The 15,775-nt window shown below is 31.7% G+C and carries 15 protein-coding genes and 1 tRNA gene; 11 read left to right on the top strand and 5 right to left on the bottom strand.

Annotation, left to right across the window (positions count from 1 at the left end; translation table 11 throughout):
* Positions 1 to 6 precede the first annotated feature (6 nt).
* The 4 genes from ACF3NF_RS01810 to mscL all read right to left on the bottom strand — a co-directional run bounded on the left by ACF3NF_RS01810 (position 7) and on the right by mscL (position 2,476).
* Positions 7 to 687: a hypothetical protein gene (locus tag ACF3NF_RS01810; RefSeq protein ID WP_394023715.1), complete on the bottom strand. Its 681-nt coding sequence runs from the start codon at positions 685 to 687 to the stop codon at positions 7 to 9.
* Position 688: 1 nt separating this feature from the next.
* Positions 689 to 1,549, bottom strand: a complete 861-nt coding sequence (locus ACF3NF_RS01805) for an ATP-binding cassette domain-containing protein (RefSeq protein ID WP_394023713.1) — start codon at positions 1,547 to 1,549, stop codon at positions 689 to 691.
* A complete protein-coding gene (locus tag ACF3NF_RS01800; protein ID WP_262122015.1) occupies positions 1,542 to 1,910 on the bottom strand; it encodes a GntR family transcriptional regulator in 369 nt (122 codons plus the stop codon). The genes ACF3NF_RS01805 and ACF3NF_RS01800 overlap by 8 nt, the downstream gene beginning before the upstream one ends.
* 131 nt (positions 1,911 to 2,041) lie before the next feature.
* A complete protein-coding gene (mscL, locus tag ACF3NF_RS01795) occupies positions 2,042 to 2,476 on the bottom strand; it encodes a large conductance mechanosensitive channel protein MscL (RefSeq protein WP_394023710.1) in 435 nt (144 codons plus the stop codon).
* A gap of 125 nt (positions 2,477 to 2,601) precedes the next feature.
* Here mscL and ACF3NF_RS01790 point away from each other — a divergent pair, with 125 nt between their 5' ends.
* The 4 genes from ACF3NF_RS01790 (at position 2,602) to ACF3NF_RS01775 (ending at position 5,522) form a co-directional block, all read left to right on the top strand.
* Complete coding sequence (locus ACF3NF_RS01790; protein ID WP_394023708.1) at positions 2,602 to 3,180, top strand: NUDIX hydrolase; 579 nt, start codon at positions 2,602 to 2,604, stop codon at positions 3,178 to 3,180.
* A 1-nt stretch (position 3,181) separates the two neighbouring features.
* Complete coding sequence (locus ACF3NF_RS01785) at positions 3,182 to 4,012, top strand: aminoglycoside 6-adenylyltransferase (protein WP_394023706.1); 831 nt, start codon at positions 3,182 to 3,184, stop codon at positions 4,010 to 4,012.
* Positions 4,013 to 4,020: 8 nt separating this feature from the next.
* Positions 4,021 to 5,229: a D-alanyl-D-alanine carboxypeptidase family protein gene (locus ACF3NF_RS01780; RefSeq protein ID WP_394023704.1), complete on the top strand. Its 1,209-nt coding sequence runs from the start codon at positions 4,021 to 4,023 to the stop codon at positions 5,227 to 5,229.
* 216 nt (positions 5,230 to 5,445) lie between these two features.
* A tRNA-Arg gene (locus ACF3NF_RS01775) sits at positions 5,446 to 5,522 on the top strand.
* Positions 5,523 to 6,166: 644 nt separating this feature from the next.
* Here the strand turns inward: ACF3NF_RS01775 and ACF3NF_RS01770 are convergent.
* Complete coding sequence (locus ACF3NF_RS01770; RefSeq protein ID WP_394023702.1) at positions 6,167 to 6,877, bottom strand: CPBP family intramembrane glutamic endopeptidase; 711 nt, start codon at positions 6,875 to 6,877, stop codon at positions 6,167 to 6,169.
* Positions 6,878 to 8,657: 1,780 nt separating this feature from the next.
* Between ACF3NF_RS01770 and ACF3NF_RS01765 the strand changes: the two genes are divergently transcribed.
* From ACF3NF_RS01765 to ACF3NF_RS01735, 7 genes are all read left to right on the top strand, one after another.
* On the top strand, positions 8,658 to 9,182 hold the full coding sequence (locus tag ACF3NF_RS01765) for a nucleoside deaminase (protein WP_394023701.1): 525 nt from the start codon (positions 8,658 to 8,660) through the stop codon (positions 9,180 to 9,182).
* 94 nt (positions 9,183 to 9,276) lie between these two features.
* On the top strand, positions 9,277 to 10,227 hold the full coding sequence (locus tag ACF3NF_RS01760; RefSeq protein ID WP_394023699.1) for an NAD(P)-dependent oxidoreductase: 951 nt from the start codon (positions 9,277 to 9,279) through the stop codon (positions 10,225 to 10,227).
* Positions 10,224 to 10,844, top strand: a complete 621-nt coding sequence (gene udk / locus ACF3NF_RS01755; protein ID WP_394023697.1) for a uridine kinase — start codon at positions 10,224 to 10,226, stop codon at positions 10,842 to 10,844. The genes ACF3NF_RS01760 and udk overlap by 4 nt, the downstream gene beginning before the upstream one ends.
* A gap of 5 nt (positions 10,845 to 10,849) precedes the next feature.
* Positions 10,850 to 12,652: a 1,4-alpha-glucan branching protein GlgB gene (gene glgB / locus ACF3NF_RS01750; RefSeq protein WP_394023695.1), complete on the top strand. Its 1,803-nt coding sequence runs from the start codon at positions 10,850 to 10,852 to the stop codon at positions 12,650 to 12,652.
* Positions 12,649 to 13,107, top strand: coding sequence for a UPF0158 family protein (locus ACF3NF_RS01745; protein ID WP_262122028.1), 459 nt, complete (start codon positions 12,649 to 12,651; stop codon positions 13,105 to 13,107). The genes glgB and ACF3NF_RS01745 overlap by 4 nt, the downstream gene beginning before the upstream one ends.
* The gene (locus ACF3NF_RS01740) at positions 13,104 to 14,213 is read left to right on the top strand and encodes an FAD:protein FMN transferase (RefSeq protein ID WP_394023693.1); all 1,110 of its coding nucleotides are present in this window, start codon (positions 13,104 to 13,106) and stop codon (positions 14,211 to 14,213) included. Before ACF3NF_RS01745 ends, ACF3NF_RS01740 begins: the two co-directional genes overlap by 4 nt.
* A gap of 64 nt (positions 14,214 to 14,277) precedes the next feature.
* Positions 14,278 to 15,753, top strand: a complete 1,476-nt coding sequence (locus ACF3NF_RS01735) for a DUF1846 domain-containing protein (RefSeq protein WP_394023691.1) — start codon at positions 14,278 to 14,280, stop codon at positions 15,751 to 15,753.
* Positions 15,754 to 15,775 lie beyond the last annotated feature (22 nt).

Below are 15,775 nucleotides of genomic sequence, written 5' to 3'. Positions count from 1 at the left end.
ATTAATTTAAAATCTTAAATCTATTTTTTTTATTACATAAAATCTAAATGCTTGGCTGATAATTACTAGTAGAAGGCTAAACCATAAACTATTAGTAATAGCATCAAAGGTAAGGGAGCTTGAGTTGAATGCACTTGAAAGTACAAGTCCTATAACACATCCAATAAGTGGGTTTACTTTTAATAAGTAGGAAATTACAGATGCAATTACTGATATGCTTAAAATATTTAAAACAAATTTCAATAATGCTTCATTTAATGACAGATTCATAGTTGTCTTGCTTAAGGAATCATCCTTAAAACTAGGACTATTTATATATACTCCCACTATAAAATCTACAAATAGCTTTAACATTATTACAGCTATTAACGTGATTATAATATCCTTTAAAAGCAATCCCCAAGCAATATCATTTCTCTTATTACCTAGTTTGCTAGCAGTTGGGAGAATATCGCCCATGGATTGGGCCTGGGACATTGCTACCATAATAACTATGCCTATTATCATCATTCCACTTAAAATCAGCAAAATTGTATTAATTCCACTAGTTCCACTATCTTTCATGAATTCTTGGCCTAAACCAAAATATAATACCAAACTGCCAAAAATAATACCTATAAAGGCACCGAGTAGTCCTCTTAAATCTAGCTTCAAGGAAGCTTTTATAACTTTTGTAATTCCATTCATATTAAACCTCCATATTCAATGACTTAAATAATTCATCAAGTGGCATTGGCTGAACGACAGACTTTGCCCTCAAGTTTTCAAGTTCAGCTCTAGTAAATCGATCATAAACATATGCTATAACTTGTCCGCCAATATTGTTTGTATGTATGATATTCTTACCATCTAGCAAGCTAAGGTCATTAGGATCTAGAGTTATTTTTAGAGAATTTTCTGAAAGTGCTTCTACAGAGTCATTGATAATTACTTTTTGACCCTTAAGAATTATGACATTATCAGCGATTTTTTCTATATCTTTTAAAAGATGAGATGATAGGATGATTGTAGAATTGTCATGATCTTGGTAAGACAAAATCTTTTTGTAAAGCATATCTTTATTTATTTCATCAAGTCCTGTTGCAGGTTCATCTAAATATAAGTATTTTGCTCCGGATGATAGGCCGACTATTGTCCTAAATAGAGATTTATTACCAAATGATAGTTTATCATATCTTTTCTTCTTATCAATATTAAATAAAGTCATCAGCTCATCAAATCTTTTCTGATTAAAATTAGGAGATAAGGTTTTGAAACTAGATATTAGAGTTTTTAATTTTTCCCCATTTTGATTTTCACTTATAAAATCATCACTGATTATCGCTATGTCTTCCTTAAATGATTTATCATTTTTAATGTCAACACCATTAATTTTTACATTGCCCTCATACTCACATATTTGATTTGATAGGATTTTCATCAAGGTAGTTTTACCTACACCATTTCTGCCAACAAGTCCAAAAATCTTTCCATTTTCCAAAGTTAAGTTGATTCGATCAAGGACTAATTTGTCCTTATAGGATTTTTTTAGATTTCTAACTTCAATCATTAGATAGCTCCTTATAATTTTTCTCAATTTCTTTAATTAGCTCATCTTGACTTATGCCAAGCATTTGAATATTTTTTATTAAATCTGGTAGGATATTAGTCAAATATTCATTTTTTCTTTTTTCACTTATAATTTTTTTTGCATCACTTGTTACAAACATGCCCATTCCTCTTTTTTTATAAAGTATTCCTTCATCTACCAAAATATTAAGACCTTTCCTAGCAGTAGCTGGATTTATACCATATATATTAGCAAAATCCGTCGTAGATGGGGATTGATCTTCTGGATTTAAAAGTCCATCTAGAATTTGATTTTCAACCATTTCTGCCACTTGTTCAAAAATAAGTTTATTAGAATCCATTCATACAGCCTCCTTATTGGTTAGCTACTTAAGTGACTAACTAACTTAATTTAATTATAGCATCTATTTTTTAATTGTCAAATTAATTTTGCAAAAAAAAAGAACCACTTACGTGGTTCTAAATAAAAGTCTTATTTTACAACTACATTTTCACTATGAGTATGAGCGTGTTCGTTGTGGTATCCTTCTAGTTCTGATGTACAGTTTGGGCATCTTGTTGCAGATGCTGGTATTTCACTTTTACAGTGAGGACATTCTTTTGTAGTTGGCTCATCGCTAACTGGTTCAATTTTGTGCATAGATTTTAAAATTAAAAATAGCACTAATGAAATGATTAGGAATGTGATAATAGCGTTAATTAAGTTACCAAATTTAAGTGTTGCACCACCTACATTAACTACTAAGTCTTGGAAATCTACTCCTGCTGTTAAACCAGTAATGATTGGCATTAATAAATCTTCTACAACTGAGTTTACTATTGCTGTAAATGCAGTACCCATTATGATACCAACAGCCATGTCAAGAACATTACCGTTTTCGATAAAGTTTTTAAATTCTTTCCACATAATTATTCTCCTTTTAAATATTTGTCATTAGACATTATTATTATACCTATAAATGAATAAACTAAACAATATTTTGATTTGACTAAAATAAGATATTTTTATAAGATAAAGTAACAGAGGTTATTATGAAAAATTTATTGGTTGATGATGAGTTTTATGATAAAATAAAAAATTATGCCGTGCTTATACCAATTATTGAAATCGACGGCAAAGACCATATACTTTTTGAAGTTAGATCTCAAAATATTCCCCAGCCTGGAGAAGTAAGTTTTCCTGGTGGAAGAGTAGAAATGGGAGAGACTTTCGAAGAGGCTGCAGTAAGAGAAACCATGGAAGAACTTTTGCTAGATTATGATGATATAGAATATCAGGGCTATTCTTCAATGATTTTAAATACTTCATATATGCACGTTAAAGCTTTTTATGGGCGAATACATAAAAAAATTGAAGAAATAAAGTATAATGAAGAAGTGGAGAAAGTTTTTGCAATAGACATAGATTATTTAAAAGAACACAGGCCAAAATCCTACCACACACCATATAGATGGGATTTTCCTGAAGATTTTCCTTTTGATAAAATTCCAAATGGCAAGGAATATAATTTTCGGACTGGTTTTAATGATGTTTATTTTTATGACACAGACCCTGTGATATGGGGACTGACTGCAAAACTTTTAAAAAATTTTATAGAAAGTTTAGATTAATATGAGAAATGATATTAATAACAAACTCATCTCATATGCCAAAACTAATGATGCAATTGAATCTATGTTTTGCATCAAAAATGAAAACTATGATTCATTTTATAAGGTTTATACAATTGTAAATGAAATTATAATTGGAAAACTTGAAGAGGAATTAGTAGGTTTATTTGATGATGTTGTTCTAGTAAATAGAATAAAAGAAGAATTTACAATTGATAAGGCTAAGGTACCTTTTACAAGCATAAATATTTATAAAAAAGATAATACTAAAATCACAGAAAGCATTATTTCTAGTGATTATGCAGATGTCTTTATCAAAAAATTACCAAGTGATATAGATTTTATCTACAACAAACCAGGAGTGGATAGGCTAGATACCAATAACAATTTTAGGTATGAATCTCCAAAAGAATATGAATTTTTATCAACAATCAGAAATTTTTTTGCAAATGCTATCGAGGTTTCCTTATATATAAGTGAAAAAGATGAAATTGCAGCAAGCTTAAAGATGGAAGAGCTTAGAGGCTATTTATTATCTATGATAGATTTTTATGTAAAAGAAAAGTACGTCTATACCATGGATAAGGGCTATGACGGGCAAAAATTAAAAAGTACCCTAGACCTAGATACAAAGGAAAATTTTCTTTTGACTTACCATCATGAAGATTTGATGGATATTTATAATTCACTTTTTAAGGCTTGTGTTTTATTTAGAAAACTAGCCATGCAAATGTGTCAAAGTCTAGGCTATGCTTATCCAAAAGAAATAGATGTAGAAAGCCTAAAGATTTTAAGAAGAAATTACAAAAAACTTGAGTCTTTCTTAAGTTAGGGGTATTTATGAAAAATAAAAAAATCTTATCCTTGATTTTATCATTAATCCTAATTCTAGTTCCATTGCCTGCTTTTGCAGCCAATCAAAATAAAATTGTAGGCCTAGATGATAATGTAAAAAGCTACATTATAGGTAATGAAAAAACAGGGGATATTTATTACGAAAAAAATGCTGATGAATCACTTCCAATGGCTTCACTAAGCAAATTAATGACCTATCTACTTACCAAAGAAGCTATTGATGAGGGTAAAATCTCCCTAGACCAAGAAGTGATAGCAAGCGAAGAAGCTGCCAAATTTAATAGTTGGGAATATTCTGCCCTAGGCTTAGAAGAAGGCGAAACTTACACAGTTGAAGAACTTTTAGAAGGCCTAATTGTAGCTTCTGGCAATGACTGTGCATACCAACTTGCACTTACTGTTGATGACTCTGAGACAGAATTTGCTAGAAATATGACAATGAAGGCTTCAGAGCTAGGTCTAAATAGTCAAATATATTACAATGCCAGTGGGGTAGACACTGAAGACGGCCAAGAAAATTCATCTTCAGCCAGGGATTTATTTAAGCTAACCCAACATATAATAGAAAAATATCCAGAAATATTGGAATATGGAAGTGTCCGTGAAATTGTAGATCCAAGACGCAATATAAATGTAGAATCTACAGTCCCTTTAATCGGCGAAATTGATGGAGTAGATGGGCTAAAAACCGGAACAACTGACCAAGCGGGAGCTTGTTTGATTTCTACAACCGATATGAAAAAGCTAGATAGCAAAGATGATTTTAGAACCATCGGAGTTGTAATGGGAGCCGATCAAAAAGATACTAGAAATAGTGTAATGAGCGATTTGATTTACTATGTAAGTCGCTATTACAATCTTGAAAGTGTTCTTGATCAAAATGTTGCGGTAGATTCTATAAAAACAAATACAGCAACCCAAGGTTATGTAGATGTCTTTCCAAGTAAAAATGTAAATATAATTATAGAAGATGGAAAAAAAGCATCCGTAAAATATGATTTGAAAGATAAAATAAAAGCTCCACTTAAGGCTGGAGAAGTCCTTGGTGAGGCTTATGTGACATATGAGGATGAAGAATACAAAGTGCCTCTGGTTTCAAAAAATGATTTGAAAGAAGCGTCATTATTTGCTAAAATTATAAGATCAAGTGAAGATGCTGCTGACTTTCTTCTAAAGGTATTGATTGCAAGGTAATAAGCCCGTGCGGCTTAGGGAGCACCATCGCCCAATAGGCGATGAGAAACCGCAGAGCAAAGCTCGAGGACCTTTCAACTTTATTTTATAATTAACAATATCGGGATTTTAGCCCGACTTCTCATACAGATCGGGGACTTTTTCCTCGGCCGCTGTGCTTCCTTTACTAGTTTCGTGCTTATGGCACGAAGCTTATTGGAAGCCATCCATGCTTTTGTTTCAGTAGCTCAGCTGGATAGAGCACCGCCCTCCTAAGGCGGGTGTCGGAGGTTCGAATCCTCTCTGGAACACCATAAAACCGATTGGATTGTTTAGATTCCAATGTGATTAATTTTCATGTGGGTAATATGTGGGTAATCTTACATATTATCTGCTTTTTTATTGTTTTTTTGTAATTCTGCATAGATGAAATCAACCATATCTTCGATAAAAGATATTGCGTAATCTAAATCAATCACAGCTTGTGGAATCCACCTATTATGCCTTCACCATAGCTTTCATCATTTCATGTCACATCGTAGGCGAATATATAGTATCCATGTAACGCAATGTAGTTGATACAATCCATATAAAATTGTGACCGCCGCCAAATCCATGTGCAACAATAATGTTTCCTTGTTGCTTGCTCCTACACTGTATAATTTTCTAGCCAATATCTGTCCCATACCTGAAGGAAACTTATATTTTGTGCAATGAAGCCTTTCAAAGTCTTCAACGTTAAATACCAGTGGCTTAAAACTTTGAAATCGCCTATTGATTTTATGATAGTATATCATTGTTGAAAAAGCCTACAAAGCAATTACGATTAGTACAAGGATAGCAATTGCAGTTATTCCTTTTGTTTTTTTATACTCGTAATTAAGCTTTACACTCTTTCTTTCCTATATTATATATTTACATGAACTACTAGCTTTTATACTCACTCTGTTGTAGTAAACTACCATGTTTTTTTGTCATTTAGCTTCCATAGATAGTGGCAGTAGAACACGGCAGTGATGATCGTAGTAATTATAAAAAACCAATTCATTTTTGCATTCTCAATAGCATATATGGAGCTGGCGTTGATAAAACCATGTGCAATTATACATGGCCATATGCTCTTACACTTATAGGATACCATAGTAAAGATAAATCCCCATGCTATAGCAAAGAGAATCTGAATTATGGTATCAACTCCGGCTTGACCGGTGAATAGATTTAGTATGTGTCCTATACCAAATGTTATAGAAATTACAATAATCGATTCTTTTACACCACTCTTTGCTAGCATGGCTTTAAACAAAAGACCTCGGAAAATCACTTCTTCAATATAGGCAAACAAAATCATGGAAATAGTCGCCCATACTTGAGCAAGACCGCCATGTGGTAGAGCTAATCCACCCCACAAATTTCCCGTCATAAGAATCCACATCGGGATAAAGTAAATGTATCTTTTGCAATCTTTCGGAAAAGCATGAAGTCCATATTTTTCTGTCAACTTGTGTTTTTGAATCCACAAACTGATAGTCATTGCCATAACAATTAGAGAAAGAGTCATGAAAATACTTTCATCACCAAATTGTCCTCTAAGCGGTGTCATAATCACACAATAGATTCCAACCCAAACTAGGGCAAAAGCTAGTTCATTTTTTTGATATAATTTATACATAAAATTACCCACCCTTTAAAAATTTCACTGAATATCTTGTCTTTTTAGATGTATCTTTCAGACAGCATATTTTTCAAATTACTCATAAATCCACTTATACTTTTTAAATATTAAATGTAATAAATCAAAAAAATAATTTGATTTAGACACCATAAGTCCCTGACTTGTATCTTTCATAATATATAGCTCTTTTTTTGGAGCATTAATTTTATTATAATACTCTTCTGCCAACTTATAATTAACCTGATAATCCATATCGCCAATAATATTTACATTTTGTACTTGATATGTATATTTTCCTTTTAAAGAAAACGTTTTAAATTTATTTGATTTGTAAAAATCCAAATAAATATTAATATTTCTATCAAAATAATGAACCCAATATTTTAATTAATAGTTTGGATTAAACAATAGCGTTGTATCCAAAAAAATAATCCGACCCATCTTTCATCATCAAATATCCGAATTTATCTACAAAGAGAATTTTTTGCCTTTATTGAGTCTAAGCTAATTTTTTCTCGATTAATCTAGTTTACAAGATTTATCGATTCTCGGTCTCCACTAGCTCACTTTAAAGCTTCATTTTTGAAAGCTAATTCATTTTCTATAATATCAACAATCTGACATACTCCTATAAAAAGATTATAATCACCAGGATATTCTTAAACAAGATTTGCCCCTTAATTGCCTGTAGAATCTCCGCCATTTTATCACCGCTTTCGATATGGAACAATTTCCTTGCCTATCTCGGAATTACAATCTGTCCTTTAGTATCAATTTTTGCAGTCCAGGCATAAAACCCCTGTTCGTTTTTCTCAGTTTTATTCTCATATTCCAAGTTGGTATGACTCTGTTTGCTATTTTTTATATCTTTATCTCCTTGACATTCGGTATTTTTTGTTATCCATTTCATACTTATTATATCATTCATCATTTCCTATTAAAGTAAAAATTATGTAAATATCAACACGACAATGTAGCAGCAATTTCATATGCTTTCTATTTTTAAAGTATTTTTACAAAAAATCACCCCGCCATTTCCTGACGAGGTGCTCTATCCTAATATATTCATTTTATCTATAGCTTTCTAATGCAAGTTCTGATTTTAATTCCACTCTCCGGTGGTCAGAACTGTTTTCTAACGATATGAAAATAGGATTATGATGATGCTCATTTTCTTGACAAGACCATCAATCCCCATTTTTTATTTCAAGGCTTTTCTATACAGTTTAATTCTTCACTCTTGACATCAATAATACCGCCTCAACATGGATGAGTATCTAATAGAGGAGGTAGAAACTTAGGTTAGAAAGCAGAAGATGATAGAAAATGAGGCTCTTAATCACTATTGTTGTCGTTAGGGATATGTTAGTAATGATAGATGTAACTGTGTATTTTTTGAATTACACTAAAAATTGGACTAAGCTACGGGTTTGTTTTTTTGTGATTTATATTGGTCCTAGGTATAAAGTGCTTGGCTGAGCTATTTAAAATCACTTATAGGGCGTTTTGAAAATCATTGACTTGTTTGCAGGATGTTGTGGTATTTTTTGCTTTATTTTTCTGGAATGGTTTAGTTTTAGTAAGAAAACAATAAGGATATACCATAATTGATAAAATATAAATGAATTGAAAGATAGTGCGTTGAAGTTTGTGACTAATTATGTTGATTTTGAAGATATTGAAACGGGCTCCAGCTGTCTATCTGGAAAACCATTTATCATAATTTTAAAATATCTTTTTTTAAAGATGTTTTTTTGTATATATTTAAGGATTTTATATGACTGAGATTTTGAAAAAAGACTTTTCTGATGATGATTATTTTTTTATGAAAGAGGCTCTTTATGAGGCACGAATAGCTAGATTTGTGGAGGAAGTGCCAGTTGGTTGTGTGATTGTTTATGATGGTAAGATAATTGGACGTGGCCACAATTTTACATTTAAAGGTAAGTCTGGGATTTTGCACGCTGAAATGATAGCTATAAAAGAAGCTAATAAATATTTTGATGATTTCAGACTTGAAAATACTACCATGTATGTCACTATGGAACCTTGTTCTATGTGTGCTGGAGCAATTATAAATTCTCGAATAGCTAGACTTGTAATAGGAATTCCTGATCACAAAAGAGGTGCTTGTGGGTCAAATACAAACATTACCGGAGATAGGTCGCAATTACATTTTTTAGATGCCGAGTTTGGTTTGCTAGCAAATGAATGTCTTTTTGAACTTCAAAGTTTTTTTAAAATGCTAAGGGCTAGAAGTAAGGAAAAGAAGCTGGCCTTAAAAGAACAAGAAAACAAATAATTCTATGACTTCCTTAGTATGGAAGTCTTTTTTATCTCAAAAATTGAATGTTTTATAGTATAATTAATTTAGAAGTTAAATTAAGGAGAGTGTAATGAAAATTTCTTTAGTTAATCCATTAGAAGTAGATGAAAAAATAATTCAAAACCATAAAGAAAAATTAGAAGAAATGGGACATGAATTCATATTTTATGATAATAATGCAAAAGATGATGATGAGCTTATTGAAAGACTTAAAGATACTGATATTGCAATTGTAACTAATAAACCACTATCAGCAGAAGTCATTGATGCAGCAGAAAATCTAAAATTAATTGATGTTGCTTTTACCGGTGTAGATCACATAGACTTAGATGCTGTCAAAGAAAATGAAATTACCCTTTTAAATGCTAGTGGATATTCTGATGATTCTGTAGCAGAACTTGTAATTGGTCTAACAATTGCAGTTATGAGAAAATTTAATGAAAACAATGCAAATATTTTTGAAGGTCAAAATAACAATTTGATGGGAGAAACCATCCAAGGCAAAAAGTTTGGGATAATTGGAACTGGAAATATTGGTACAAAATTAATCGGTATTTTGCTAGCCTTTGGCTGCGAGGTCCTTGCTTATTCTAGAACTGAAAAAGAAGATATAAAAAATCTTGGTGTGACCTATGTGGACTTGGATACACTTTTAAAAGAATCTGATGTAATTTCCCTACACATTCCTAACAATAATGAGACCAAAAATTTCCTAGGCAAAGAAGAATTAGATAAAATGAAAGAAAATGCAATTCTTATAAATTGTGCTAGAGGACCAGTAGTGGACAATGATTACTTAGCAAAACTTTTAAATGAAGATAAAATCCGTGCTGGAATTGACGTCTTTGATATGGAACCACCACTTCCAGAAGATTATCCATTAAGAAATGCAAATAATGTTGTACTTACAAACCACGTTGGTTTTTATACAAGAGAAGCTATGGCTAATCGTGCTGAGATAGTATTTAACAATATTTATGAGTATTTAGATGGAAATATAATTAATGAGATAAAACTATGACAGACATTAAAGTTATTGCAGTAGCGGGTGGATCAGCATCTGGAAAATCATCAATTGTCAGACAGATAGATGAATATTTTAAAGATGATTTGATAGTTATCGGCCATGATAATTACTACAAGGCCCATGATGATATTTCTTTTGAAGAAAGGGCAAAGCTCAATTACGATTATCCTGGTGCATTTGATAATGATTTGTTTCATGAACACTTACTCAGGCTACAAAAAGGCCAATCAATTGAAATGCCTACCTATGATTACACAATACACACTAGAAGCGATAAAACTATAACAATCAATCCGACAAAAATTATCCTAATTGAAGGAATTTTAGTTTTAGAAAACAAAAAAATTAGAAATATAACAGACACAAAAGTTTTTATAGATGCTGATAGCGATGTCAGACTGCAAAGAAGGATTTTAAGAGATACAAAAGAACGCGGTAGATCTCTTGATTCTGTTTTGGAACAATTTATAAAACAAGTAAAGCCAATGCATGAAAAATATGTTGAGCCTACCAAAAAATATGCGGATATTATCATCCCTAGAGGGGCAAAAAACACAAAAGGAATTGAAATCTTACTAAGACACATTACTGACATGATTGAGGATAATTAAAAACAATGCAAATAAATATTATTGAAACAGACCATGAGCAAATCGAAAATTATATTAATGGTCATGCCAGCAATGGTCATGAAATATTTGGACCCATCCCTTATGAAGATGGATATATATTTAGAGTCTACGCTCCAAACGCAGACCAAATGTTTATAAAAGGTGATTTTACAAATTGGGAAAATCATCAGATGAGCAAAAATCCAGAATATGGATATTTTTATATATTCGAAAATGCAAAAATTGGGGATTTTTATAAGTTAATTGTCGTTAAAGATGGCAATTGGGTAGAGCATACAGATCCATTTGCAAGAGCTATGGACCATGAGGGAGACTTTGCTTCATTAATTGTAGATGAAAATTATGATTTTAATGACGATGAATTTGTAAAAAATCGCAGCAAAAATTTTGACAAGCCAATGAATATATATGAAATACATATTGGTTCTTGGTTAAGATATGGGCAAAATGTTAATTTTTTAGATATAGTAGATAAATTAATTGCTCATGTTAAAGAAATGAACTATACCCATGTAGAAATCATGCCGGTTACAGAATATCCATTTTATCCTTCTTGGGGCTACCAATCTACAGGTTTTTTTGCAACAAGCTCTCGCTATGGAAGGCCAGAAGATTTTAAAAAATTTGTAGACCTCTTGCATCAAAATGGCATTGGAGTCATCCTAGATTTGGTGGCAGTTCATTTTGCAAATGATTATTATGGACTAAAAACTTTTGATGGGACGCATTTGTACGAATCTCCTTATGAGGGGCTTACTTATTCTGAGTGGGGATCAATTAATTTTGACTACTCTAAAGGCCATGTAAGAAGTTTTATGAAATCAAGCTTTGCCTATCGGATAGAAAAATTTCACCTAGATGGCATAAGGGTGGATGCTGTTTCATATATGATTTATTATAACGGAAATGAAAATCGTGGAGTCCATGAGGATAATATAAAATTTATCAGTGATTTAAATAAGACACTGGCAAAAAAATATCCAAATGTAATGTTGATTGCAGAAGATTCTTCATCATATCCTCTTGTGACAAATAAAAATTCTGATCAGGGTTTAGGTTTTGATTACAAATGGGACATGGGTTGGATGAATGATACTATAAAATATTTTGAAGTTGACTCTTTTAATAGGTCCATGTATCATAATAAAATAACATTTTCGATGTTTTATTTCTATAATGAGAGATTTTTGTTACCCCTAAGTCATGATGAAGTAGTCCATCTTAAAAAGCCAATGATTAATAAAATGAATGGGGACTATGAAAATAGATTTAAACAATTAAAAGTTTTAAATACTTATCAAATGACCCATCCTGGCAAAAAATTAAATTTTATGGGCAATGAAATAGCCACTTTTGACGAGTGGAATGAAAATGAATCTATTAATTGGGATATAAAAAATTATCCAGTCCACGATGATTTTAATAGATTTATCAAAGATTTAAATTATATTTATAAAAATAATTCTGCTTTTTTTGCAAATGACTATGATGAAAAAGGATTTGAATGGATAATTGTAGATGATGCAAAAACTTCAGTTTTTGCCTATGAGAGAAGAGCAGATAATTCTAGATTTTTAGTTGTTTTAAATATGGCAAATATGTATCATTGGGGATATGAATTTGCCTATGATGAAGATTTGATATTTATTGAAAGAATAAATTCATTTAATCCTAATTATGGTGGTGCAAAGAATGATTATAGAAAAATTGAAATTAGAAAGGGAGAAGTTTTAAGGCTAGAGCTTTGGGAATATGAGGCGGCGGTCTTTGAAATATTAAAAAAATGAAAAAACCAATTAATTTATCTTGGTTGGTAGAAAAATGGACATTGCTAGATGAGGATTCTTATCTAAAAGCTATGTGGTTAAATACAGAAAGTTTAGACATTATCCGCATCAACCAAGGACAAACAGAAGAAGATATTATAAAAGATTATGTTGATATTGAAAATGATATAGAACATTACGTTTTAATGCCAAGTCGTGATGAATTTGATAGGGCAAATATTCGTGAAGCATTTTTAGAAACCCTAGATAGATTTCAAAAAGATCAATTTATAGACCAATATGACGGATTTTCACCAAGTGAAGAGTTTTTGGATACAGTTTATGCCCTAGGACTTGAGGATAGCTATTACGATTTTAGATCAAAAGCTGCGGGAAATATTTTATTATACTGGGCAGATGATGAAGGCATTCAAATAAAAAAAGATATGGAGACAATAAATATAAATAAATTATGAGTTACAAAAAGATTTTAATGGCCCTGGCAATTGCAGTTAGCTTAACTTCTTGCAATGGTGAAAACCAGGCAGAGCAAGCAAGTCAGACTGCTACAAAAGAAGAAAGTACTGTAAATAATACAGACTTACAAAAATATAATTCAGTTTTCTATGATTATTTTGATACAGTGACAGAATTTTTAGCATATGCAAAAGATGAAGAAGAATTTGAAAAATACAAGAATATACTAGAGGATGAACTATCTAAATACCACAAATTCTTTAACACATACGATGATTTTGAAGGTGTGAATAACGTAAAAACCATAAATGAAAATGCAGGAAAAGAGCCAGTAGAAGTAGATCCAGCTATTATTGAACTATTAGATTATAGTAAAGAAATTTATGACTATACTGATGGAAAAATAAATATGGCTTTAGGAAATTTAATAAGCCTATGGCATGATTATAGGGAAGAAGGCCTTGCTGATGAAGCAAATGCAAAAATTCCTAGTGAAGAAGAATTAAAAGAAGCTGCCAGCCACAGTGATATAAATAAAATTGAAATCGACCATGAAAAAAATACTGTGTATATAACAGATTCAAATGTTCAAATCGATGTTGGAGCTGAGGGTAAGGGCTATGCAATCAAAAAAATTGAAGAAAAATTAAGGGAAGCTGGTTTAGAACACGGTATACTTTCAATTGGTGGTGATGATGTACTTATAGGTAAGAATCCAGATAGAGAAGATGGCCTATGGAGAATAGCCATCCAAAACCCGGATTTAAAATCTAAAAATCCTTATGTAAGCGTTATTGGCCTTGAAGATACCACAGTAGTAACTAGTGGTGACTATCAAAGATTTTACAAAGTCGATGGAGAAGTTTACCATCACATCATAGATCCAGACACAAACTATCCATCAAAATATTTTAAATCAGTATCAGTGATACATCCTGATATAGCATTATCAGATGCCCTAAGCACTTATTTATTTACAGTAGATTTTGAAACCGGTTTGAAAGTTGCTGAAGAATATGGAGCAGATGTACTTTGGATAGATTATGAAGATAACCATTACATGACAGAAGGCTACGGAAAATTAGAACAAAAATCGGAAAAATAAAACTTCCGATTTTTTTATTTTTATAATTTAATCTGTTATAATTAAAATAGCAAATGGAGGAGTTATGAAGAAGATAGCCTTTGATAATGAAAAATACATAAAATCTCAATCTGAAAAAATATTGGAACGTATAAGCCACTTTGATAAATTATATCTAGAATTTGGCGGCAAACTTTTTGATGATGCCCACGCTTCAAGGGTATTGCCAGGATTTTTGCCAGATAGTAAGCTAAGAATGTTAGATAGCATCAAGGAAAAGGCAGAAATAATAATTACAATAAATGCCAACGACATAGAAAATAACAAAATTAGGGGAGATAATGATATTTCCTATGACACAGAATCTATAAGACTAAAACAAGCCTTCGAACAAAAGGGATTTTTAGTAAATAGTATCGTAATCACCCAATTTTCCCACCAAGAAAGGGCTATAAGATTTGAAAAATATTTGGACAATCTAAATATAAATCATTACAGGACTTATAATATAAACGGTTATCCAAATGACATCGATCACATACTTTCACAAGATGGTTTTGGCAAAAATGATTATATAAAAACAAGCAGGCCATTGGTTGTTGTTACAGGGCCAGGTCCGGGATCTGGAAAAATGGCAACCTGTCTTTCACAAATGTACTTAGACCACAATAAAGGTCAAAGATCTTCCTATGCCAAATTTGAAACATTTCCGATTTGGAACTTAGGTTTAATGCATCCAGTAAACATGGCTTATGAAGCTGCTACTGCAAATTTAAATGATGTAAATATGATAGATCCCTACCATTTAGAAGCCTATGGTACATTGGCGGTAAATTATAACCGAGATGTTGAAGCGTTTCCAGTTTTAAAAAGAATGCTTGAAAAAATAATGGGAGAGGCTCCATACAAATCGCCAACTGATATGGGTGTAAATATGGTTGGATTTTGCATAACAGATGAAGATGCAGCAATAGAAGCCAGCAAGGAAGAAATAATACGTCGTTATTATAACGCCTTGGTAGATTTCAGATTTGCCAAAGAATCCTACACCTCTATAGAAAAAATCCAAAACCTAATGAGTAATTTGGATATAAAGGCAGAAGATAGAAAAGTTGCCTTAGCTGCCAGAGAAAAAAGAGAAAGAACTGGCAAAGAATCATTTGCAATAGAAATGGACGATGGGCAAATAATTACAGGCAAAAAATCAGATCTATTCTCAGCTCCAGCTGCTGCTATTTTAAATACCTTAAAAAAACTTGGAAAAATAGATGATGAAATACTTTTACTGAGTCCTCATATTATAGAGCCAGTTTCAAATCTAAAAACAAAAGCACTTGGAGAAATAGAGCCATCCCTATCTATAAATGAAATGCTAATTGCCCTTGCAATCTCAGCAACAACAAATCCACTGACCCATATGGCCATGGAAGAGATTAAAAATTTAAAAAATTTAGATGCCCACTCCACAGTCATTTTAAATGACAGTGAAAAAAGCGAACTTCGCAAACTAGGTTTTAACTTTACCCAAGATGCAGTTTTTGGGGATGATAGCGGATATTAAAAAAAAGAAAGACTTTTAGATT

This window comes from Anaerococcus martiniensis, assembly GCF_043187485.1.
Lineage (GTDB): Bacteria > Bacillota > Clostridia > Tissierellales > Peptoniphilaceae > Anaerococcus > Anaerococcus martiniensis.
This window is presented reverse-complemented; position numbering and strand designations above follow the sequence as displayed.

Excerpts from the sequence above, each read along its gene's own strand:
- udk (WP_394023697.1), top strand. The coding sequence starts at position 10,224 with ATGACAGACATTAAAGTTATTGCAGTAGCGGGTGGATCAGCATCTGGA.
- ACF3NF_RS01740 (WP_394023693.1), top strand. The coding sequence starts at position 13,104 with ATGAGTTACAAAAAGATTTTAATGGCCCTGGCAATTGCAGTTAGCTTA.
- glgB (WP_394023695.1), top strand. The coding sequence starts at position 10,850 with ATGCAAATAAATATTATTGAAACAGACCATGAGCAAATCGAAAATTAT.
- ACF3NF_RS01745 (WP_262122028.1), top strand. The coding sequence starts at position 12,649 with ATGAAAAAACCAATTAATTTATCTTGGTTGGTAGAAAAATGGACATTG.
- mscL (WP_394023710.1), bottom strand. The coding sequence starts at position 2,476 with ATGTGGAAAGAATTTAAAAACTTTATCGAAAACGGTAATGTTCTTGAC.
- ACF3NF_RS01810 (WP_394023715.1), bottom strand. The coding sequence starts at position 687 with ATGAATGGAATTACAAAAGTTATAAAAGCTTCCTTGAAGCTAGATTTA.
- ACF3NF_RS01760 (WP_394023699.1), top strand. The coding sequence starts at position 9,277 with ATGAAAATTTCTTTAGTTAATCCATTAGAAGTAGATGAAAAAATAATT.
- ACF3NF_RS01765 (WP_394023701.1), top strand. The coding sequence starts at position 8,658 with ATGACTGAGATTTTGAAAAAAGACTTTTCTGATGATGATTATTTTTTT.
- ACF3NF_RS01770 (WP_394023702.1), bottom strand. The coding sequence starts at position 6,877 with ATGTATAAATTATATCAAAAAAATGAACTAGCTTTTGCCCTAGTTTGG.
- ACF3NF_RS01800 (WP_262122015.1), bottom strand. The coding sequence starts at position 1,910 with ATGGATTCTAATAAACTTATTTTTGAACAAGTGGCAGAAATGGTTGAA.
- ACF3NF_RS01780 (WP_394023704.1), top strand. The coding sequence starts at position 4,021 with ATGAAAAATAAAAAAATCTTATCCTTGATTTTATCATTAATCCTAATT.
- ACF3NF_RS01790 (WP_394023708.1), top strand. The coding sequence starts at position 2,602 with ATGAAAAATTTATTGGTTGATGATGAGTTTTATGATAAAATAAAAAAT.
- ACF3NF_RS01805 (WP_394023713.1), bottom strand. The coding sequence starts at position 1,549 with ATGATTGAAGTTAGAAATCTAAAAAAATCCTATAAGGACAAATTAGTC.
- ACF3NF_RS01785 (WP_394023706.1), top strand. The coding sequence starts at position 3,182 with ATGAGAAATGATATTAATAACAAACTCATCTCATATGCCAAAACTAAT.
- ACF3NF_RS01735 (WP_394023691.1), top strand. The coding sequence starts at position 14,278 with ATGAAGAAGATAGCCTTTGATAATGAAAAATACATAAAATCTCAATCT.